This window comes from Algoriphagus sp. Y33 (assembly GCF_014838715.1).
Lineage (GTDB): Bacteria > Bacteroidota > Bacteroidia > Cytophagales > Cyclobacteriaceae > Algoriphagus.
The window spans coordinates 1,202,379-1,224,541 of the sequence record NZ_CP061947.1 but is presented as its reverse complement, the minus strand read 5'-3'; the positions used below and the strand labels follow the sequence as shown (position 1 = coordinate 1,224,541).

16 protein-coding genes are annotated in these 22,163 nt (G+C 42.4%); 10 read left to right on the top strand and 6 right to left on the bottom strand.

From position 1 onward, the window contains the following. The first annotated feature begins 24 nt into the window (after positions 1 to 24). The 3 genes from ID165_RS05005 (at position 25) to ID165_RS04995 (ending at position 5,881) form a co-directional block, all read left to right on the top strand. Positions 25 to 1,050 carry a LacI family DNA-binding transcriptional regulator gene (locus ID165_RS05005; protein ID WP_192349281.1) on the top strand — a complete coding sequence of 342 codons (1,026 nt, stop codon included), beginning with the start codon at positions 25 to 27 and terminating at the stop codon, positions 1,048 to 1,050. Positions 1,051 to 1,168: 118 nt separating this feature from the next. Beyond that, positions 1,169 to 2,314 carry a galactokinase gene (galK, locus tag ID165_RS05000; protein WP_192349280.1) on the top strand — a complete coding sequence of 382 codons (1,146 nt, stop codon included), beginning with the start codon at positions 1,169 to 1,171 and terminating at the stop codon, positions 2,312 to 2,314. A gap of 126 nt (positions 2,315 to 2,440) precedes the next feature. Continuing rightward, the gene (locus ID165_RS04995) at positions 2,441 to 5,881 is read left to right on the top strand and encodes a ThuA domain-containing protein (RefSeq protein ID WP_192349279.1); all 3,441 of its coding nucleotides are present in this window, start codon (positions 2,441 to 2,443) and stop codon (positions 5,879 to 5,881) included. A 297-nt stretch (positions 5,882 to 6,178) separates the two neighbouring features. On the opposite strand, the gene ID165_RS04990 is transcribed toward ID165_RS04995, so the two are convergent. Then, on the bottom strand, positions 6,179 to 6,928 hold the full coding sequence (locus tag ID165_RS04990) for an NIPSNAP family protein (RefSeq protein ID WP_192349278.1): 750 nt from the start codon (positions 6,926 to 6,928) through the stop codon (positions 6,179 to 6,181). A gap of 89 nt (positions 6,929 to 7,017) precedes the next feature. Then, positions 7,018 to 7,386 carry a transmembrane 220 family protein gene (locus tag ID165_RS04985; protein ID WP_192349277.1) on the bottom strand — a complete coding sequence of 123 codons (369 nt, stop codon included), beginning with the start codon at positions 7,384 to 7,386 and terminating at the stop codon, positions 7,018 to 7,020. A 124-nt stretch (positions 7,387 to 7,510) separates the two neighbouring features. Here ID165_RS04985 and ID165_RS04980 point away from each other — a divergent pair, with 124 nt between their 5' ends. Beyond that, complete coding sequence (locus ID165_RS04980) at positions 7,511 to 8,071, top strand: GNAT family N-acetyltransferase (RefSeq protein WP_192349276.1); 561 nt, start codon at positions 7,511 to 7,513, stop codon at positions 8,069 to 8,071. A 470-nt stretch (positions 8,072 to 8,541) separates the two neighbouring features. On the opposite strand, the gene ID165_RS04975 is transcribed toward ID165_RS04980, so the two are convergent. The 3 genes from ID165_RS04975 to ID165_RS04965 all read right to left on the bottom strand — a co-directional run bounded on the left by ID165_RS04975 (position 8,542) and on the right by ID165_RS04965 (position 12,527). Continuing rightward, positions 8,542 to 9,558 (bottom strand): SMP-30/gluconolactonase/LRE family protein, encoded by a 1,017-nt coding sequence (locus ID165_RS04975; protein ID WP_225586992.1) that lies wholly within the window; start codon positions 9,556 to 9,558, stop codon positions 8,542 to 8,544. Between the two features lie 184 nt (positions 9,559 to 9,742). Further along, positions 9,743 to 11,224, bottom strand: coding sequence for an arylsulfatase (locus ID165_RS04970; protein WP_192349275.1), 1,482 nt, complete (start codon positions 11,222 to 11,224; stop codon positions 9,743 to 9,745). Positions 11,225 to 11,252: 28 nt separating this feature from the next. Continuing rightward, positions 11,253 to 12,527, bottom strand: a complete 1,275-nt coding sequence (locus ID165_RS04965; protein WP_192349274.1) for a sugar isomerase — start codon at positions 12,525 to 12,527, stop codon at positions 11,253 to 11,255. Positions 12,528 to 13,339: 812 nt separating this feature from the next. On the opposite strand from ID165_RS04965, the gene ID165_RS04960 reads away from it, so the two are divergent. The 6 genes from ID165_RS04960 (at position 13,340) to ID165_RS04935 (ending at position 20,781) form a co-directional block, all read left to right on the top strand. Beyond that, entirely contained in the window at positions 13,340 to 15,460 is a 2,121-nt protein-coding gene (locus tag ID165_RS04960) for a bifunctional aldolase/short-chain dehydrogenase (RefSeq protein WP_192349273.1), read from the top strand. A 47-nt stretch (positions 15,461 to 15,507) separates the two neighbouring features. Continuing rightward, positions 15,508 to 16,542 (top strand): GntR family transcriptional regulator, encoded by a 1,035-nt coding sequence (locus ID165_RS04955; RefSeq protein WP_192349272.1) that lies wholly within the window; start codon positions 15,508 to 15,510, stop codon positions 16,540 to 16,542. A gap of 10 nt (positions 16,543 to 16,552) precedes the next feature. Next, the gene (locus ID165_RS04950) at positions 16,553 to 17,878 is read left to right on the top strand and encodes an FGGY-family carbohydrate kinase (protein ID WP_192349271.1); all 1,326 of its coding nucleotides are present in this window, start codon (positions 16,553 to 16,555) and stop codon (positions 17,876 to 17,878) included. A gap of 21 nt (positions 17,879 to 17,899) precedes the next feature. Then, on the top strand, positions 17,900 to 18,658 hold the full coding sequence (locus ID165_RS04945) for a (Fe-S)-binding protein (protein ID WP_192349270.1): 759 nt from the start codon (positions 17,900 to 17,902) through the stop codon (positions 18,656 to 18,658). Continuing rightward, positions 18,655 to 20,019 carry a lactate utilization protein B gene (locus ID165_RS04940; protein WP_192349269.1) on the top strand — a complete coding sequence of 455 codons (1,365 nt, stop codon included), beginning with the start codon at positions 18,655 to 18,657 and terminating at the stop codon, positions 20,017 to 20,019. The genes ID165_RS04945 and ID165_RS04940 overlap by 4 nt, the downstream gene beginning before the upstream one ends. Before the next feature lie 195 nt (positions 20,020 to 20,214). Beyond that, positions 20,215 to 20,781, top strand: a complete 567-nt coding sequence (locus ID165_RS04935) for an LUD domain-containing protein (RefSeq protein WP_192349268.1) — start codon at positions 20,215 to 20,217, stop codon at positions 20,779 to 20,781. Here ID165_RS04935 and ID165_RS04930 read toward each other — a convergent pair. Then, a complete protein-coding gene (locus ID165_RS04930) occupies positions 20,778 to 22,082 on the bottom strand; it encodes a sensor histidine kinase KdpD (protein WP_192349267.1) in 1,305 nt (434 codons plus the stop codon). The two genes, ID165_RS04935 and ID165_RS04930, sit on opposite strands and share 4 nt — an antisense overlap. Positions 22,083 to 22,163: the final 81 nt, after the last annotated feature.

The window sequence follows — 22,163 nt, the reverse complement described above, 5'->3', positions numbered from 1 at the left end:
TGGATTATTAAATGATTTTCCCCCATGAAAAAAGGTCATCAGGTTACGATGAAAGAAATTGCCAAGAAGCTGGGCGTTTCTGTATCGACTATATCCCGAGCACTAAAAGATTCTCCTGAACTGCATCCGGACACCAAAAAGCGAATAGTGGAGATGGCAAAGGAGATGAATTATCAGCCCAATCTCTTGGCTCAAAGTCTTAGAATAAGCCGTACAAATACGCTGGGTGTAATCGTTCCGGAAATTACTTCACATTTCTTTGCTTCTTGTATTTCCGGAATTCAAGATCATGCAAACAAGCGTGGATACAATGTGATGATCTGCCAATCTAACGAAACGCTGGAACTGGAAAAAGCCAACATTAGAACGTTGGTCTCCTCCCAAGTAGACGGCTTGCTTATTTCTTTGAGCCGTGAGACAAACCGGTATGATCATTTATTGGATCTATATAACAGAGAAATTCCATTTTTACTCTTTGACAGAGTGAATGAAGACATCCCTGTATCGAGGGTCACGTTCAACGATGAAGGCGGTGCCTATCAGGTCACAAAGCATTTATTGGAGACAGGCTGTAAGCGCGTCATGTATGTATCAGGCCCTGAAGACCTTTACATTAGCAAAAAACGTAAAGAAGGCTATCTCCATGCGCTAAATGAGTTCGGGATAACCCCAGATCCTGCTTTGGTGAAAATCTCTGACCTCACACTGGAAGGAAATGTGAAAATAGCACATGAAATAGCTTCAATGAACGATCGTCCTGACGGAGTATTCTGCATGATAGACCCGGTGGCACTGGATCTGATGTCGGTATGGAAGCCAATGGGAATCAAAATACCCAACGACATGGCTCTTGCAGGATTTACAAATAATCCTACATCCGCGGTGGTAGAACCACCACTGACAACCGTCGCTCAGCCTGGTTATGAAATGGGAAAATTAGCAGTGACTCACTTACTCGACCAACTGGAAGGGCAAGTGTCGGATGACCCTATCTCTATCGTACTAGAAACTACACTTGTTCCCCGCCAATCAACCAAAGCCCTTAATTAAGTACGTGAAATCATGCATGATACAAACGGCACACAGTAGGATGATTATTGGCCATTCGAGATTCAACAGCCAGCCCCGACTAATCGGGGTAGTTGATAAAAATCAATTATAAAAACACATGAAAGATAAAATTGGCCAAACTTTCCAAGAGTTTTTTGCCAGTGAACCTATTTTGGCCTTCTCACCCGGAAGAATAAATTTAATCGGTGAGCACACAGACTATCAGGAAGGTTTAGTTTTCCCCGCCGCAATAGAACAAGGGATCTGGGTGGCAATCCAAAAAAACAAACTTCCTTCTTGTAGGCTCTATTCAGAGGATTTTAAGGAAGAGTTCGTTTTTGATATCAACTCCTTCTCTCCCAAAAAAGGACACTGGGCAAACTACACGATGGGGGTAGTATCACAGCTTCAGCAAGCCGGTTATAAGTTGGAAGGATTTGATCTGGTATTTGGAGGAAACATCCCTGCTTCTGGACTTTCCTCCTCTGCTGCACTTTCTGTGGCAATCGGCACTGCACTCACAGAATTATTCAAACTTACCATCACCAAAAAATCAATCGTTCTCTACGCACAAAAGGCCGAGCATCTGTTCGCTGGAGTGAAATGTGGTATAATGGATCCCTATGCCTCCGCTTTTGGGGTAAAAGACCGAGCGTTGCTGCTGGATTGCCGTAGCAATACACACTTTGAGGTTGAGGTTGATTTTGGTGATCACTCCCTCGTACTTATTAATTCCAAAGTAAAGCATAACCTTGCCGACTCAGCCTATAACAAGAGAAGAGAGGCTTGCGAAGCAAGTGTGAAGATTCTTCGGGCTACTTATCCTGATGTTACCACACTCAGAGATATTCCTGTGAAAGAGCTTGAAAAGGTAGAGCAGATCCTATCTACTGAGCTTTACCCTAAGGCAAAACATGTCATCACTGAGATAGACCGGGTAAATTTGGCTTCAAATGCACTTCATGCAGGAGACTTAGCCGCCTTTGGAAATTTACTGAAAGCATCTCATAGAAGCCTGAGCAAAGACTTTGAAGTTAGCTGTCCGGAACTTGATTTCCTTGCGGAGCAATCATGGATTCTGCCAGGAGTCATAGGATCCAGAATGATGGGTGGGGGATTTGGAGGCTGTACGATCAACTTGGTTTCCAATGCTCAGTTGGAGTATTTCAAATCAGAGATGTTCTCTGTCTATAAGCAATCCTTCAAAATAGAAGCCGATTTTATTCCAGTTGCACTTTCCGAAGGAGCCAGAATTCTGGAATAACCACCTAATTGCATTATCTATTGTTTCAAAAAGACATTTTATATAATTTTTATCAAAAAAATCCCCAATTTGTAAAGGAAACTCTGAATTGAGTTTAATTACCTATTTTCCCAAAATTTAAAACCTATGAATTTCTCAAAAAACCTAAGAAGCCTACTGCTGCTTGGATTGATGGCGAGTGTAGGTTTCTGGAGCTGTAATTCCCGCTCCGGAAAACCTAAAGTACTTGTATTCAGCAAAACAGCAGGATTTTACCACGAATCTATTCCTAAAGGAATCGAAGCAATAAAAAAATTAGGGTCAGAAAACAACTTTGAAGTAGACACAACTACCCAAGGTGCTAGTTTCAACGAGGAAAACCTTTCTCAGTATGCATCTGTGATTTTTCTCAGTACCACAGGAGACGTGCTCGATCATGTGCAGGAAGCAGAATTTGAGCGTTATATCCAGTCCGGAGGAGGCTTTGTAGGAATCCACGCCGCGGCGGACACAGAATATCACTGGGGCTGGTACAATCGTCTGGTGGGTGGGTATTTCAGCGATCATCCTGGGATCAACGATCCTCATCCAAATGTGCAATCCGGAAAAGTCACTGTGGTGGATGCGGACAATGATGCTACATCTTTTCTTCCATCTCCTTGGGAGAGAACTGATGAGTGGTATTCCTATCAAAAAATGAATCCCAAGGTAAATGTTCTCCTGACTTTGGATGAAGACTCTTACCAAGGAGGATTGGATATGGGCGAGCATCCAATCGCTTGGTATCATGACTACGATGGAGGCCGGGCTTTTTATACAGGAGGTGGTCATACCAACGAATCATTTACCGAAGAACTTTTCTTAAAGCATCTCTTAGCCGGGATTGAATATGCAATTGGAAATAATCAGGAACCGGATTATTCAAAAGCCAAGAGTAAGAAAGTACCTGAGGAAAACAGATTTGAAAAAACCATGTTGGCTGTAGGAGAATTCACCGAACCTACGGAATTGACAATATTGCCCAATTTGGATATTCTTGTAGCGCAAAGAAGAGGAGAGATCCTGCTCTACAATAGCCAAACTAAAGAGACTTCCGAAGTAGCTAAGCTGGATGTGTACTGGAAAACATCCGTACAAGGCGTAAATGCTGAAGAAGGTGTCTTAGGTCTTCAGCGAGACCCCAATTATGCTAACAACAACTGGGTGTATGTATTTTACTCACCTACGGCTAAGGAAGTCAACCGCCTCTCCAGATTCAAATTCAAAGAGGGAATTTGGGACATGAACTCAGAACAAATCATTCTGGAACTTTACTCCCAAAGAGAAATATGCTGCCACACCGGAGGATCAATTGCCTTCGATGCAGATGGAAATCTATTTCTGTCTACAGGGGATAATTCCACTCCATTCAACCAGTCTAATACTCCCTATGTAACCAGCGGCTATGCGCCATTGGATGCCAGAGAGGGAAACAAGCAGTTTGATGCCAGAAGAAGCTCAGGCAATGCAGATGACCTTCGGGGCAAAATACTTAGAATCAAGGTAAAAGAAGACGGATCATATGAAATCCCAAATGGGAATTTATATGCTGCCGGAACAGAAGGCACCAAACCTGAAATATATACTCAAGGTCTCAGAAATCCCTATAGAATATCTGTGGATCAGAAGACAGGCTTCTTATATTGGGGTGAAGTGGGGCCTGATGCCAGCGGTGATAGCACCGATACCCGTGGACCACGAGGGTACGATGAAATTAACCAGGCACGTGAAGCAGGCAACTTTGGTTGGCCATATGTGATCGCCGATAACTACCCCTACCGTGAGTACGATTATTCCAATGGTACTTCAGGAGAGCTTTACGACATTAATGGACCGAAAAACAAATCTCCACACAACACCGGTATTGAAGTATTGCCTCCTACTCAGCCGGCGTTCATCTGGTACCCTTATGGAGAATCTGCAGAGTTCCCTACTTTGGGTACCGGCGGTAGAAATGCGATGGTTGGTCCTATTTATTATTCTGACATGTACTCCGGTGACAGTAAATTGCCTGACTATTTTGACGGTAAATTAATCATCTATGATTGGGTTAGGGGTTGGATCAAGCTCGTGACCATGACGGAATCCGGAGATTACGACAAAATGGATCCATTTATGCCAAACACCAAATTCAATGCACTCATCGACATGGAAATGGGGCCTGACGGACATATATATGGATTAGAATATGGAAATGGCTGGTTCTCCAAAAATGCAGATTCCGGTCTATTCCGCATTGATTACAATGGAGGCAATAGAGCGCCTGTAGTTACAGAAATCACTGTGGATAAGACATCAGGAACCAATCCCTTGACCGCTACTTTCACTGCTGAAGCATCAGACCCGGAAGGCGATCCTATTTCCTATACTTGGGATCTTGGCAACGGGGAATCCAAAACTACCGAAGAGCCTACGCTTACGCATACATTTACTACCGTGGGAGAATACGCTGTCACCGTGACAGCCACTGATCCAGCCGGTCTGAAAGGCAAAGGAATCCCCGTCTCGGTTTATTCAGGCAACATCGCCCCTGAAGTAAGCATTGCCATAAAAGGTAATAAGGCATTCTATTTCCCTGGTAAGCAAGTCACTTATCAAGTCACTGTGACCGATGAAGATCATTCCGATGCTGCAAATGACATGGACAACCTATTCGTCAGTGCTGATTACGTGGAAGGATTCGATCAGGCTGAAGCCAATCAAGGCCATAAAATCATGACTGATGCCATGGTTGGGAAATCACTGGTCTCTTCTCTAACCTGCAAGACATGTCACAAGGAAGCAGAAGCTTCCATAGGACCTGACTATACAAGTGTAGCCAAAAAGTATACTGAAAAGGATATAGATTACCTGAAAAACAAAATCAGAAATGGCGGAGGCGGAGTTTGGGGAGAAACAGTTATGCCTGCCAACCCCGATTTGCCGGAATCCGAATTAAATGCCTTGATCAGCTATATCCTTTCGCTGGATGAAGTCTCCCAAGAGAGCCTTCCTAGTTCTGGAAAAGTGGATCCGACCATGGGTAAATCAACGACTCCCACTGGCGTGCTGATGATCAGTGCCTCCTATACAGATAAAGGTGGGGAAGGTATTAAGCCGTTGACGGGTTCTTCTTCTTATATACTATCCAGTAACACCATTGATCTAGGGACAGCAGTGGAACTTACAGGGGGCTATAGCAAAATAACTTATGGAGGAACCAACCTATTGACGGTTCCTGCGGATCCCGCATCATTTGCTGTCTCCAGAGTAGATCTAACAGATATTGTATCAGTGACATTGAATACCGCTGCCACTGCCAAGCTAACAGATGGTTTTCTGTTTGAGCTAAGACTGGACAGTCCTGATGGGCAAATCGTAGGAAGCAAGGAATATATCCAGGGTCCAATGAACGGACCTCCGGGGGCACCTGCCTTTGAGATGCTGACAATTCCTGTGACAGGCCAAGCAGATGGCAAGGTTCACAAATTGTATATCACCACGAAAACCATTAAAGGTGGGGAAGCAGGCACATTTATTCTAGCAGGATTGACCTTTAACGCTAAGTAATACTTGTACCGAATAAATCAGAAAATCCAACCCTGATTCCGGGGTTGGATTTTTTTTAACAAAGGTTTTCTGTTTGAAGTATTAGCTAGTATCAAGATTTTAGAAACAAGAAACAAGCTCTTGGATTCAATTTGAGCTAATAACAGATTTAGAAAGATTGGATAAAAGGAATTTTTTATACAATAAATCGGCTCGTTAAAAACTTGGATTTATACCAAGACTGCAGACGTCTGTGTGCTACAGCTCAGCTGACTGATTATCGGCTTATCACGAATTAACCAGCTCATTTTATATAGGTTACTTTAGGGGTGAAAAAGGCAGGGGCTTAAAAAACACTGCATCTACCTTTTCTACAATCTTACCATCTGACTCAGATGCATTACGGGCTTTTACCCAGGCGGGATCTTTGATGAAATTCTGAAAATTCCTTTCAAAAGAGGCCTGGTCCTTATCTGCCAAGAGATAAACCAGCTTTGACTGGCTTCCATCCTTCTCAACAGTTATCCAATAGGGGTAATTTCTTAATCCCTGTTTTTCGAAAAGATCCTGTGTATGATTCCTGAAGCGTGTGATTAGATTGTCCAGTCTGCCATCAAAGCAGGTATAGGTCCTCAATTGAAAAACACCACCCTCCCGTGGCTTTTGAGTATCATTCAATCCCTTTGCCAATTTCATAAAAGTCTGATCCACACTTTTTACCAATCCGCCATTCACTTCGGATTCTTTCTTTGCTTTCTTCCATTCGGGGTCATTTGAAAATTTCTCCCACGTACGATCACGGGATTTTTCATCAGGATAGCCGAGAATATAAGTCAGGGAATTATCCGTATTGTCTACAGGAATAAAATAGGCTATATTTTCCATGCCGTTTTTCTCAAAAAGAGCCATCGTGTGCTCCTCAAAGCGCTTGATCAAATCCGGAAGTTTGCCTTCATTGGCGTAGTACTTTCGTATTTCAAAATAGGTAGAATTACTTCCAATTAGTTGTTGCGAAAAGCCTGAAAAGGCGAAGAGTAAGGCAAACATGGTTAGCATTAATTTTTTCATGGTTATTGGGTTTGTTGAAAACAGCACCTGAAGAGTAGCTATTTAAATGTAAGGTAAATTAATCTCGCTCAATCTCGTTTTAGCTGCGTCTAACCCTTATTGCTCCAGGCTTTCCAAAGTGCCGGACTTAGTACCAAAGCCACAATCAAAAGTCCAAAAGTCTCACGTGCTTCCTCCATTTGGGGTGTTTTCATAGTAAGATCTTGCTGCTCCACCTCTTGCGCGATCCAATCGCCTATTCCCCCTGGATAAAAGTAAACAGAACCTAGCAAACATGCCACCACCACCACAGTAAGCGGGATCTTAGGGAAAATCCCACGGGACCCCATCAGGCAAAACAACATAGCCACCCCATAAATACTCACCCAGACCTCTGGATCAGGATCATTGAATTGCCAATAAGCAAAAAGCGCAAAGATGAAAATCCATAGTCCGAAAAAGATTCTGTTAAATTTCATAATATGTCATGGTTTGATCAAAATTACAGTAAAACAAAGACTTTTATTTAATTTGATAGGATAACATCTGCATTAAAATACTTCTGTTAAATTTGGTAGCGATATCCTCACCCCTCCTATTTACATGATCACACTCACTCAAAGTAAATCAAAAGCAGATTTACAGGGAATCATTGATCTTCAAAAAGCCAATCTAAGCACACAGATTTCTATTGATGAAAAAGAATCACAGGGCTTTGTATTCGTCAGGCATTCATTGGAAGATCTCGCAAAACTAAATGCTATAGAAGCACACATCATTGCTCGGGATGGAAATTATATTGCCGCATATATTCTGGCGATGACCAAAGCTTCCAAAGCCGATATCCCCCAACTTGTGCCCATGTTTTACCAATTCGATGAAATCGAATATATGGGCAAAAAAGTAAGCGGGTACAACTACATTGCGGTGGGTCAGGTCTGTATCGGGAAATCTTATCGGGGCGGAGGACTTTTTGATAAATGTTATGAAAAATATAAGGAAGTATTTGAAGAAAAATATGATTTCGCAATCACGGAAATTTCCACTTCGAATCTCCGTTCAATCCGGGCCCACCTTCGCATCGGTTTTGAGGTAATTCATACCTTTCATGATAATGTGGAAGAATGGAATATCGTGATCTGGGATTGGATGAAAAAAAGTTAAAAACATAAAGGGAAACCCTATTGCGAATGTTTCCCTTCCTCTTATCGGTGGCCTTAGCCAACTACAAGAGCCGAGCTACTGTTTAAAGACTTTTCATCCAGTTACCCAGACTCTTAATAATGGTTATCAAAATCCGTTCTTCTCCACGCTGAGGTTTTGAAGATTTCAATCAACACTTCTGTGGTATTCCATTTCAGTCAAACTCCCAAAGGACTTTGACCATTCGTATTTCAATTACGGACTTTTTAACCCTATCAGGGATCGTACTCCCAGCCTTTTTATCTCTCACTTGGTATACTGAATATCTCCCTTATTTCAACCAATCACAAGATTTCATCCCTCTATTTACCCACTGCCTTTCCACCAAATTTTATTCTAAACCAACAGGCGTATCAACCTTAAATTGATGGTTATCAGCTTTTTAATAACATATTGAGGCAAATCAATATAAACCACAAAGCAACGCTGCATCAGTCCATCCTGATCCGCATCAAATAGGCATCCGCTGTCATGTACAAATAGGTTTCGTTACCATCAAACGTACAATTTGAAGTTCCCTGACCGGTACGGATTGTTCCCAGATGTTTTCCTTCGGAACTGATCACCCAAATCCCCCCTGGTCCGGATGCGAACAGTGTCCCCGAACTGTGGACCGTCAGGCCGTCAGGCAACCCCGGATTCTCTTTACCCACTTCCGCGGTAGCGTCCAATAAAACCCTACCTCCCACCACATCCCCGTTCTCATCCAAATCAAACGCATAATACCTAGCCTTCTTGGCATCAGACTGAGCGATATATAGTGTTTTCTGATCCGGGCTAAGTCCTATTCCGTTTGGACGACTCAGACTATCCAGTAGCAGACTAAGACTTCCATCTACATCCAACCGATACACGCCTTGAAAGTCCAACTCTTTTGGATTCCAATCGTCCAAACCATAAGGGGGATCCGTGAAAAACAACTGACCTGATTTGTTATAAACCAAGTCATTTGGACTATTGAAGCTTTTTCCTTTATAATCCGACACCAATACGGTAAAATCAGAATGTGGTGCAGAGAGCGGAGATTTCATTTTTGCGATTCTTCTTTCTCCATGCTGGCAAAGAATCAAATTCCCATCTCCGTCCAATGCCAAGCCGTTTGCCCCAGGCTCTTTCTTATTTGTTTCCCTCCCCAAGTACCCTGAGGGCTCGAGGAATAAACTCAAACTATCCTTCTCTGTCCATTTCCACACTTTATTGGTAGGAACATCTGAGAACAATAGTGCATTTTGGCCAGCAAGCCAAAGAGGCCCTTCTGACCATTCAAAGCCTGAAGCCAAAATCTCAATTTCAGTACCTTCGGGAATTAATGAATTCAGCTCAGAATGTAATATTTCTACAGAACCTGTGGTCTCGTAAGAGGATGTCAATACCCCCACTGTAGAGCTTTTGGGATTGGCACAAGCTAAAGTGATTGCTAAAAAAATCAAGCCGGTTGAATTTCTCATTTGTATATATTTCATTTTTCTTTTTAATAATCGGATTCAAATAACAGTATGCTAAACTGATAACACTAAAACAGGACAGAGGGGGACACTTAATCTTCAACCTCTCGTTATATTCAATTATTCAAAGGTTTTACAGTAAATAGATTGGGTACGGAAGGCGGGGATCATTCTCCGTCTTTCTTCTTTAATCCCCTTGCTTTCTTTCAGAAGGGAATAAACCAAAAACAGGATTTGGTCTATGTGCCGAATCCATCAATACCTCCAGTTCCTTAACTTTAGCTGGGTTTTGTGCAGCAATATTATTATCCTCCCCTATATCAACACTAAGATCATAAAGTTCAAGCACAGGCTCGTCGTTGCCAAAAACCCCAAGTTTTATAGCCTTCCATTTCCCCCGCCTCACAGCTTGCTTTCCTCCCCGCTCGTGAAATTCCCAATACAAATATTCGTGCTCTTTCTGATCCTTTTGCTGTAAGAGCGCCGGCAAAAACGAAATACCGTCAACATCTTCCGGAGTATCAGCACCGGCTAAATCAGCAAAAGTTGGTAATAAGTCCCAAAAAGCTGAAATATGATCACTTTGTGACCCTGCTTGAATCCTGCCCGGCCACCAAGCAATCATCGGAGTACGCACACCGCCTTCATACAAGTCCCGTTTATAACCTCTATAAGGTCCATTGCTTTCAAAAAAATCAGGATCAGCCCCACCTTCCTGATGAGCCCCATTATCTGACGCAAAGATAATCATCGTATTTTCAGCCAAATCCAATTCTTCCAGTTTCGATACCACCTCACCCACATACACATCGATCCTCTCTACCATTGCGGCAAAAGTGGCGTGTGGATAAGCCTGCGACTGATAGGCAGATATTTTGATGTCAGGCCCATATTCAGTTCCTAGTCCTTCCTGATGCGGTATTTCATCTCCGAATTTGGATCTATATTTTTGGAAAATCTCATCGTCTGGAGCCGCAAGTTCCGCATGCGGCATTATGATAGGCATAAATAAGAAGAAGGGATCGTCCTTATATTTTTCAATAAATGAGATTGTCTCTTGCTGTATCAGATCCGGTGCATAAACTTTCTTTTCCATCCAGTCATTTCCATCCAAAACCACTTTTTTCCCATTGTCCCAAAGGTATGCAGGATAGTAACGATGCGCATAACTTTGGCTGTAATAGCCATAAAACCGCTCAAAACCCTGCTGATTCGGATCTCCGGTGTTCCCGACAAATCCAAGTCCCCATTTTCCAAAAGCACCGGTCCTGTAGCCTGCACGCTGCATCACCTTGGCAATAGAAGAGACGGAGTCAGGCATGGGGTACTGCCCTTCGGATCCTACTTGGAGATTCCCGCGAATTGGCGTATGGCCTGTATGCAACCCTGTCAAAAAAGATGACCTAGAAGGTGCACATACGGTGGTTCCTGAATAATGATTAGTGAAAAACATTCCTTCATTCGCCAAGCGGTCTATATTGGGTGTCTCTATGTAGCACTGCCCTAAAAATCCAAGATCTCCATACCCCAGATCATCCGCAAGGATAAAAATGATATTTGTCTTTTTCTGTACTTCTACCAACTTTTTCTCCTCGGAATCACAACTGATTAATGCTGGTGAAGAAAAAAGTAAAAGTAAAAAAAAGGGTATGCCATAGTGTTTTAACATACCCTAAGATAATAAGATTTATTTCTAGCTAAACCATTGAATTATATGATTTTCGTCCTCGCTCATGAACCAATTTATTACGGATCATCAAAATCCTGTAAGCCTCCAGCGGCTCTGCTGCACCGCCTGCACGCACTCTGGCTTCGCATACCAAAGGTCTAACATCAGTCAAATAAGCCATTTGTAAAATTTCCTGAGCTTGAGAACCTTCCCCGTTTTTTTGACATTCATGGAGTTTTATTCTATCTACAAGCAGTGCTTTAGTATAAGCAATCGTAATCGCTTCCAATGCCTGAATTAAATCGACCAAAGGATCCTGAGTATTGTAACTGGCATCGATCATCCAAGAAATACTGTCCCAGTCCTGAGCACCATCCTGGTCTCCGCTAATCAATTCGCAAAAAATCAAAAACAACTGATAAGGCTTAATACTACCGGGGTTCATATCATCGTCACCGTATTTGCTGTCATTAAAATGAAAGCCTGCAAGAAGATTTTGATACATCAGGGTTGCTACGATCTGTTCAATATTGGTTTTGGGAAGGTGATATCCCAGGTCCACCAGCACCTTGGCCCGTGAGCCCAATCTCTTGGCAAGCATGGAGGAAGTCCCCCAGTCCGGCACCACAGTATGGTAACAATTCGGTTCGTAAGGCTTGTACTCCAGCATCAAATCCCAGTCCGAAGGCATGTACTCATAGATTTCACGAAGCGACTCCTCCGTCCATCCCAGTGTACTTCTGAATTTGGCTTGACCGGGAAAATTACTCCCGTCAGCCATCCAGACCGTCAGCCCCTTGCTCCCAAGCTTTTTTCCGATATTGATCACATCTTCGTTATGGGCAATGGCCTCTTGCCGAATAGATATATTAGGGTTACCCAAGGAACCCAACTTTGCATACTCCTTTTGATTTTGATCCTGTGAACTTGTGCTGTTCATCGTGTCAAACTCCAGATTTAACTCATTTGCCAAATCTTTTACCTCAGAATAATCCTCCGGCATATCCCATGGAATATAGACTGAAACAGAGTTTGTCTTGCAGGTCAATTGCTGCAAAAGCCCTATATCTTCTAATTTTTCATTGAGATTTCTGGGTTCTCCCCCTGTTCTGAATCTTTTGTTGCCAGTCCTGCCATTTCCCAACGCCGCACTGGGAATAGCAATTTGAAACTCTTGGATCTTGCGGATGACTTGCTCAAAATCTATACGTTGATTTGAAAATCGCTCACGCAAAAGATCTAGTGAGCGTGCATGAAAGTCTGTGGAAGAAAATGACGCTAGTTGATCGTCTGTAATTCTCATTGTTACTATGTTAATGTTGTGCTTGTTGCACTGTTACGCTTTTTGTTTATAAAGAGGACATCCACAGGCTTGATAGTACATATGTAAACACCGGATCACAGCTTATCAAAAATCAAAGATTCTCTACCTCCGGCATCCATCCCGCATTGTTGATCATGTACCTATTTAATAGCATATGTTGCTGGATATTATACCCACTCCGGCTTAACTCTAGAATGCAAAACATTACAGATCAACACTTTTGATTAAATATATATAATCTGTTGGTCAAGGACAAATAATTCCAACAACTCCTCTTCCAAACTGTAGATTCATATCAGCTCGGTACGATTGCCTGCTAGAAATGGGTATCCTAAAGATATATTAATCAAAATGGTAACCAAAAATTAACAGCCGTTTCAATATTCCTTAACTAGAGTCCGCTTTGATATGGAGATGAATGAAAAAATCGAAAATTAACTTGAATGAAAGTAAGTTACACTTCATAGTTACACCTAATCCTTATGGTTTCTGACTTTTACTTTTTAGATTAGAGTCTTAAAATGAGTAGGTAATATCCAGTAAATGCATTGAAACACAAAGCTTCCAAAAGCAATCTTCGCTAGAGAACTATTATCCACAACGTCGACCGAAGTAAATTTCGAATAATACAAATAAAACAAACATACATTAAATACAATTAAAAACAACCAAACATTATAACAATCACCAATCCAATAAATCAATAAAAACTTTAGGTATTCAAGACAGCACAGGATACCTGAGGTAATCTTTTCACCCATATTCACTGTCAGAACAATCTGCTAAACGCAATGAGCATAACAACACAAAACTTTAAGCATGTAAGTTACCTCTGGGATGATGCAGTAGCATCCAGACTCGAGGGCAAAGAAGTTGATCTTCTTATTTACCGGTCTAATATACTTGGAGCCGATCTTAGAATAACCAATTACGGCGGAGGAAACACCAGCTGTAAAACCTACGAATCCGACCCGCTTACCAATGAGCAGGTAGAGGTAATGTGGGTAAAAGGCTCGGGTGGGGATATCGGAACTCTTACAAAAGCCGGACTTGCGGGACTGTATGTAGATAAGCTTCGAGCTTTGAAAGACATCTATAGAGGTTTGGAATTTGAAGATGAAATGGTAGAACTTTTCAATCACTGCATCTACGACCTGAAGTCTAAAGCACCTTCCATTGATACTCCTTTACACTCTTTTTTACCATTCAAACATATAGATCACCTTCACCCTGATGCAGCGATTGCTATTGCCGCAGCAAAAGACGGAGAGCAGATCACTCAGGATCTTTGGAATGGTCAGATCGCTTGGGTGCCTTGGCAAAAGCCGGGTTTTGATCTAGGTCTGCAATTGAAGCAAGCGCTTGATGAAAATCCCGGAATCCGTGGTATAATGCTCGGTGGTCACGGACTGTTTACTTGGGGGGACACAGCTTATGAATGCTATATCAACAGTCTGGAAGTGATAGAAACCGCTTCAGAATACCTGACTCAGAATTACGGCAAGAAAAGACCCGTTTTCGGCGGCGAAAAAATACAGTCTCTAGCCCCTGAAAAGAGAAAAAGTCAAGCAGCTAAACTGGCACCACTGCTAAGAGGCCTTGCTTCTTCAGAAAACCTAATGGTAGGCACTTTCACTGATGCTCCGGAAGTACTTCAATTTATAAACAGTAATGATCTTGGCAAATTGGCTCCAATGGGAACCAGCTGTCCAGATCACTTTTTGAGGACAAAAATCTCTCCTTTGGTGTTGGATATTGCAGCAGACACGGAGCTGGCTGATCCATCTACTTTAAAAGAAAAATTGGAAGCGGCTTTTCAAAGTTACAGAGAAATGTATGCAGATTACTACAAGAGGCACAAGCATGCCAATAGTCCGGCAATGCGTGACCCAAATCCTGTAATCATCATCTGGCCGGGTGTAGGGATGTTCAGCTACGCTAAGAACAAACAAACCAGCCGGGTAGCGAGTGAATTCTATATCAATGCTATCAACGTAATGCGTGGTGCGGAAGCTGTTTCTGAATATGTTTCTTTACCACTTCAGGAAGCATTCAATATTGAATATTGGCTGCTGGAAGAAGCTAAGCTTCAGAGAATGCCAAAAGAGCAGCCGCTTTCAAGAAAAGTAGCATTGGTGACCGGAAGTGCCGGTGGTATAGGCTTGGCTATCGCTGAGAAATACATTCAGGAAGGTGCCTGTGTAGTTGTAACAGATATCGACGGAGACAGACTACTGCAGACCAGCGATGCGCTTTTGAAGAAATACGGCAAGGATGCTTTCTTGGCGGTAAAACTGGATGTTACTGATAACAAAAGCTTGGAAGCTGCCATTGAAGCTACTTGTCTGCAATTTGGCGGAGTGGATATCGTGGTGAACAATGCCGGAATCTCTATAAGCAAAACCTTCGAAGACCACACCGATCAAGACTGGGACAAACTGAATAACATCTTGGTAATGGGTCAATACCACATTTCCAAAGCAGGTGTCAAAATCATGAAGCTTCAGGGTCATGGTGGGGATATTGTGAACATTGCAAGCAAAAACGGATTGGTAGCCGGGCCAAAAAACGTGGCTTACGGAACCGCCAAAGCGGCGCAGCTCCACATGTCAAGATTAATGGCTGCCGAACTGGCCGAGGACAAAATTAAAGTCAATGTTGTGAATCCTGATGCCGTAATCGAAAACTCAAATATTTGGGAAGGCGGATGGGGTGAAAACCGTGCCAAAGCTTACGGTATTGAAGTCAAGGACTTGCCTCAGTTCTATGCCAACCGAACGCTATTAAAAGAAAGTGTAAAAACCAGCGATATCGCAAACGCAGCTTTCGTCTTTGTAAGCGGTCAGCTCGGCAAAACCACCGGAAATATGCTTAATGTGGATGGCGGACTAGCCGCTGCATTCCCTAGATAGAACACGGATAAATTACCCTTAGTCCCCAATAAATAACCCAAAATGCTATGTTAGTTGACAAATCGGAAAAGATTCATACGGATTCAAGAACCCCTAAATATATGCAGGTAGTTAACCTTATTCTGGATGACCTAGATTGTGGTAAGCTCAAAATCGGAGATAGAATTCCTTCGATCAATGAAACGAGTTTCGACTTTCTGCTATCCAGGGACACCGTAGAAAAAGCCTACAATGAACTTCGCGATCGGGGCATCATTACTTCTGTGAGAGGTAAAGGTTTCTATGTAACTTCTACGAATATGGCTAACAAACTAAAAGTTTTATTGATATTCAATAAGTTAAGCTCTTACAAAAAGATTATCTACTATTCTATTGTAGAGACATTGGGAAATCGAGCAACAGTGGATCTTCAAATCCATCATTACAACCGCACGATTTTCGAAAATCTATTGGAGCGAAATCTGGGGAACTATAATTACTATGTCCTGGCACCACATTTCTTTGATGAAAATAATCATCCGGAGACGTGCTATGACTTGATCCAGCAAATCCCTAAAGATAAACTCCTGATAATGGATCGTGACGTGAAAAATCACGAAAACGAATTCCCGGGAGTTTATCAGGATTTTGCAAGAGATATTCTTGAGGCATTGGAATCGGGTATTACTCACTTGCGCAAATATTCAAGGCTGATTTTGGTATTCCCAAAAGGAGACATGTATCCTGTTGAGATCATTGATGGCTTCAAGCGCTTTTGTTTTTTCCATAATTTTAACAACCTAATCCTAGATGGAATTGATGATGAGCCACTCTATGAAGGAGATTCATTTATAGTGATGGCAGAAACAGACCTTGCCAACATCGTGAAAAAATCCAGAGAGCAGGGACTCAATCTAGGGAAAGAAATAGGGGTCATTTCTTACAATGAAACTCCACTGAAGGAGATCTTGGCAGAAGGGATCACTACGATCTCCACTGACTTCGGCGAAATGGGCACTACCATTGCTAACCAAATTTTGGGAGAAGAGGACAAAATACCTCTTAAAAACCCCTTCAAAATGATCATCCGAAAATCGCTTTGACAGCGTAACTATGAGTAAAATTCCAGTAACGGCTGTTTTTGATATCGGCAAAACAAACAAGAAATTCTTTCTTTTTGATGAAAATCTAACAGAAGTATACAGTTCTTACATTCGTCTAGACCCAATTCCAGACGAAGACAATTTTCCAAGTGAACCTTTGGCACCACTGGAAGAATGGATGTTGAAGACTTTCAGGGAAGCATTGAAATCACCTGACTATCGGATCAAACGCTTGAACTTCTCGTGTCATGGAGCTTCTTTTGTGCATACTGATGAGCATGGCGTTCCCGCCACTCCTCTTTATGATTACCTGAAGCCTTTTCCGGAAAAGCTTTTAAGCCGGTTTTACGAGGAAAACGGTGGCAAAATGACCTTCTGCCGAGCTACCTCATCCCCCCCACTTGCGATGCTAAATTCAGGTTTGCAGCTATACTTCATCAAATACTCCAAGCCGGATTTCTTCAACAAAATCACTCATTCACTCCATTTCCCCCAATACCTAAGCTACTTGTTTACAGGAGAAATGGTCTCTGACTATACCAGTATAGGATGCCACACAGGACTTTGGGATTATGAGGCTGCAGATTACCATAACTGGGTGGATAGAGAAGACATTCGAAAATTACTTCCTCCTGTTGTACCCGGAAATACACTTTTGAAGACTAAATCTGAACTCGGAAATATCCCCTGTGGAATAGGAGTTCACGATTCTTCTGCGGCACTTCTCCCTTATATCAAGCAGGAAATAGCCCCTTTTGCCTTACTTTCTACAGGAACATGGGCAATTTGCATCAATCCTTTCAATAAGACTAAGCTCACAAAGAAAGAGCTTAAGAGAGATTGCTTACAGTTTCTCAGCATCAAAGGTGATCCAATCAAAATCTCTCGGCTATTCATAGGTGAAGAGCACAAATATCAGGTGGAAAAATTGTATGAACACTTCCAAATGCCCCTTGGCACCTATAAGAAATTAAAATTCAGTGCTACTTTATTTGAAAAGGTAAAAGGTCATAAAGGGAAGCGTGTCCATTTTCATTACCTCAAACCGGAAGATTATGGGTTGACCCAGGCCAAGGAAAATGACTGGAGTATTTTTCAAGAGTTTAACGAGGCATATTACACCTTTATACATGAACTTACTGATCTACAGATTGTTGCCATCAATCTTGTCTTGGACAATGCACCGGTAGGCAGACTCTTTATAGACGGTGGCTTTAATGCAAACGACATCTTCGTAGAGATGCTCCGCAAAAAACTCCCCGAATTAACGATTATTCCAAGTGATTTCCCGAATGGTTCAGCTTTAGGCGCGGCCATGTTGGTATCCATGGAATAGATGGCTTAATTTACATTACCAATGAAAAAAAATGCCCCGCATATCGGTCTATTTATCCCGTGCTACATCGATCAATTCTACCCCAATGTGGCCATCGCCACGTTGGAACTTCTGGAGAAACTTGGCTGTAAAGTAACCTATCCTATAGGTCAAACCTGTTGTGGACAGCCCATGGCAAACTCAGGGTTCGAAGCTGATACGGTTGGGACTACCTCTAAATTTATCCGTGATTTTGCTGTGTTCGACTACATCGTGGCCCCCTCCGGCAGCTGCGTCCTGCACGTCAAAGAGCATTCGCCAAAAATAGCCACGCTCCAAAAAAACCAAGAATACGTACAATCACATATCTACGAACTCAGTGAATTCATCACCGATGTACTTAAAGTTGATTCGATTAAGGGAAGCTATCCTCACAAAATCGGCTTTCATGCTTCCTGTCACGGGCTTCGGGGGCTGAGACTTGCCAGTGATTCGGAAAGAAACGAGCCGGTTTTCAACAAAACACTACAATTAATGAAAGACCTGAAGGGAATGGAAATAGTGGAATTGACCAGAAAAGATGAGTGCTGTGGATTCGGCGGAACGTTCGCCGTGAGCGAAGAAGCCATCTCTGTGCAAATGGGAAAAGACAGGCTTGCAGATCATATAGACAAAGGTGTAGAAATCATCGTAGGCGGAGACATGTCCTGCATTATGCACATGCAGGGAATCGCTGCCCGGGACAAAGCAAATGTCCGGCTAATGCATTTTGCGGAAATACTAAACCAAGTCATCTCATGAGTCATCCGGAGAATGCAACGGTATTCCTAAAAGATAAAGCCCGTGCCAAATGGCATGACGATACACTCTGGATTGTACGCCAAAAGCGTGACCTAACCATCCATCAAATCCCTGAATGGGAAAAACTGCGTGAACTGGCATCCCAAATCAAAGATCACACACTTTCCAAACTTGACTTCTATCTCGAAGAACTGGAAAAAAATGCAACCGCAAATGGCATAAAAGTCCACTGGGCTGAAGATGCACAGGAGCACAATGAGATCATTGGAAAAATTCTGGATGAAAAAAAATGCAAAGCCATCGTCAAAAGTAAATCTATCCTGACCGAAGAATGTAATTTGAATCCTTACTTAGAAGAGAAAGGCATTGAGGTTGTAGATACCGATTTGGGAGAACGGATTATCCAGTTTCTCAAGCAGCCGCCAAGTCATATCGTGATGCCGGCCATTCACTTGAAAAAGTCCGATATCTCCGAGATTTTTCACGAAAAACTACAAACCGAAAGAGGAAATGTTGACCCCGTTTACCTTACGCATGCAGCACGTATGCACCTCCGGGAAAAGTTTCTCCAAGCCAAGGTAGCCATCACCGGGGTCAATTTTGCGGTGGCAGAGACGGGAGAATTCGTCGTATGTACCAATGAAGGCAATGCCGACATGGGGGTGCATCTGGCAGACACGCATATTGCCTGCATGGGAATAGAGAAACTTATCCCAAGGCGAAAAGACTTGGGGGTGTTCCTTCGGCTCCTGGCCAGATCTGCTACCGGGCAGTCCATTACGAATTACAATTCACATTTCAGAAGCCCGTCTCCAGGAAAAGAACTTCATCTGATCTTGGTCAACAACGGCAGAACAAAGCAACTTGCCCGGGAGAAGTTCAGAAACTCACTGAAGTGCATCCGTTGTGGAGCATGTATGAACACCTGCCCTATCTATCGCCGAAGCGGTGGATTCAGTTATGGAAGTACTGTTCCCGGACCTATTGGATCTATACTTTCTCCCGGAATAGATCTGAAAAAACACAGCACACTGCCTTTTGCCTCCACGCTATGCGGCAGCTGCTCGGATGTCTGTCCGGTAAAAATCAACATTCACGAGCAGCTTTACGAATGGAGACAAGAAATCACAAAAGCACAGGGTTTATCCCTGAAGGGCTTGTCTATGAAATTGGCGAACGGAATTTTCAAAAGTCCTCTCGCTTACAGGATTTCAGGTAAAATGATGAGAGCGTCCTTAAAGACATTGCCTGACAGTGTTATTTACAACCCATTAAATGCCTGGGGAAAAGGCAGAAACCTACCGGAATTACCCTCCGAGTCATTTAAAGTTTGGTATAAAAACAATAGAAATCGAGCATGAGGCAAAACCTCACACACTGGGATGATTATAAAACCTGCGAGATTCTCCCGATCCGCGGCGGATGGGACGGGCATGTGGCCTTTAAAAAACAAATTATAAACACATGAAATCGAGCATGTCGAGAGCGACGCACACTGGGATGATTATAAGCCATGCGAGATTCCGTATGACCATTGGAAATCAAATTATAAACACATGAAAACAAGTAGTAAACCATCCATATTAGCCGCTATCAAAGAATTAAACATGGAAGAAAAACCCCTTCCGGACATCCCTGATTTCGACGTTTCAACTGATCTTGTAGGCACTTACACCCGTTCTTTGAATGCCAACAAAGGAATTGTAGTGGGCAAGGAAGAAATTGAGCAGATGATCGCAGAAACGGCCTTCACAAAAATCTATAGCTCTGCTCCTGAATTCGGACATTTCACCAATTGCCCATTACCCGTGCATCCCGCTGATTTTTCAGATCTGGATCTGGCGATTATCGAAGGCCAATTTGCTTCGGCAGAGAATGCGGCTATTTGGCTGGACGAAAGCAATTTGGATCTGAGAGCAATTCCCTTTATCACAGCACATTTGGTGATCGTCATCAAGCAGAATAATATAGTGGGAAACATGCATGAAGCTTACCAACGCATAGGATCTACAAATTCCGGTTTCGGGGTATTTATCGCAGGCCCTTCCAAGACTGCAGACATTGAACAATCACTGGTAGTGGGTGCGCATGGAGCCATGAGCCTTAGGGTAGTTATTCTTTAACCCAAATTCTTGGTCAGAATAAAACAATTCTTTCCATTACTGCTACTATAGTTTAGATCAAAGTTTATTTTGTCTGCGATCCTCTTACAAAGCGGCAAACCTACGCCAGTTCCCTTTTCCTTTTTTGTGCCATAAGAAGTCCTAGCCCGGAAGACAAACAAGTTCTTCTGCTCTAGCGGAGAGATAATAGCACCTTGATTTTCTACTATCCAACTCAATTTGTCCTCTTCGATCTTGAGACTTAGCTCAATGGTGGAATTAAGGGCAGAAAACTTGATCGCATTATCAAGCAGATTTTTCAGAATAATCCTAATCTCGTTGATCTCAATAGAAATATTCCGATCCTCTCCCTCTATTAAAACCTCAATCGTCTGTTTTTTTTCAATCGCCTGTACCTCCATCATCTCTTTCATTTCCTCTGTAAGCTCAGTCAAACTGATCTGATGAAGCTGAACAGGCTTGTCCTCAAGTTCGGTCATTACCCAACTTAGCGTATTGTTAAGTACTTTGTTCAGATGGAAACTTTGTCCCTTTAAATTTCTCAGAATTTGCTCTATTTCGCCTTGCTCAAAAACTTCTTTATCAACTAATCCCAAGGTAGTGTTCAGCATACCGATGGGAGTTTTCAAGTCATGGGAAAGCAAAGCTATTAGCCTTGTTTTCTGATCGTTCAACATCTTTACTTCATCAAGCGTCTGCTCTTGTCTCAGCTTAATCTCATTCAGCAGTTGGGTTTGGTTTCGATAACTTTTGGTAAAAAAATGAAGTACCGAAAATACAAAAACACTTATCCAAAGTATAGTGACGGCATGATCAATAAACTGATTCTGGGGACCTTCATAAAAATGTTCAATCGCTAAATATCCCTGTAATTCAGCAAAGAACAAGAGAAAAAACATAGATAAAGAGCCGACAAACCACATTACTTTAGGCCAACCCCTGATCAGGAGGGATGATACTACCACCATCAAGAAAAAAGCATAGATAGTAGGTCCATCATTTCCGTCATTGTAGAGAAAATTAAAGCAGATTACTATATGGGCGAAAATCAGTAAAATATTTAAGGCAAGCTGGGGCCTGCCATATTTAGAAACCAAAAAATATGCAGCCAAAAAAGGTAAAGAAATAACTACTTTGACCCAAACAATCACTGGCGACATTCCAAGGAGCACATCAGTAAGCCCCAACAGTAGCAACAATATGAATGCTAAAAGCGCAAACATCATTGCTATTTTTTTTTGGATGTATTCCAAATTGGTGACATTCTCCTCAGAAATCAACAAACCTTTCGCAAGCCGCATAAAAAAACTCTAAACTAAATTGATTTGAAAATAAGAACCTCAGTCCATTACAAGGACTGAATACATCTATTTTATGGTGAA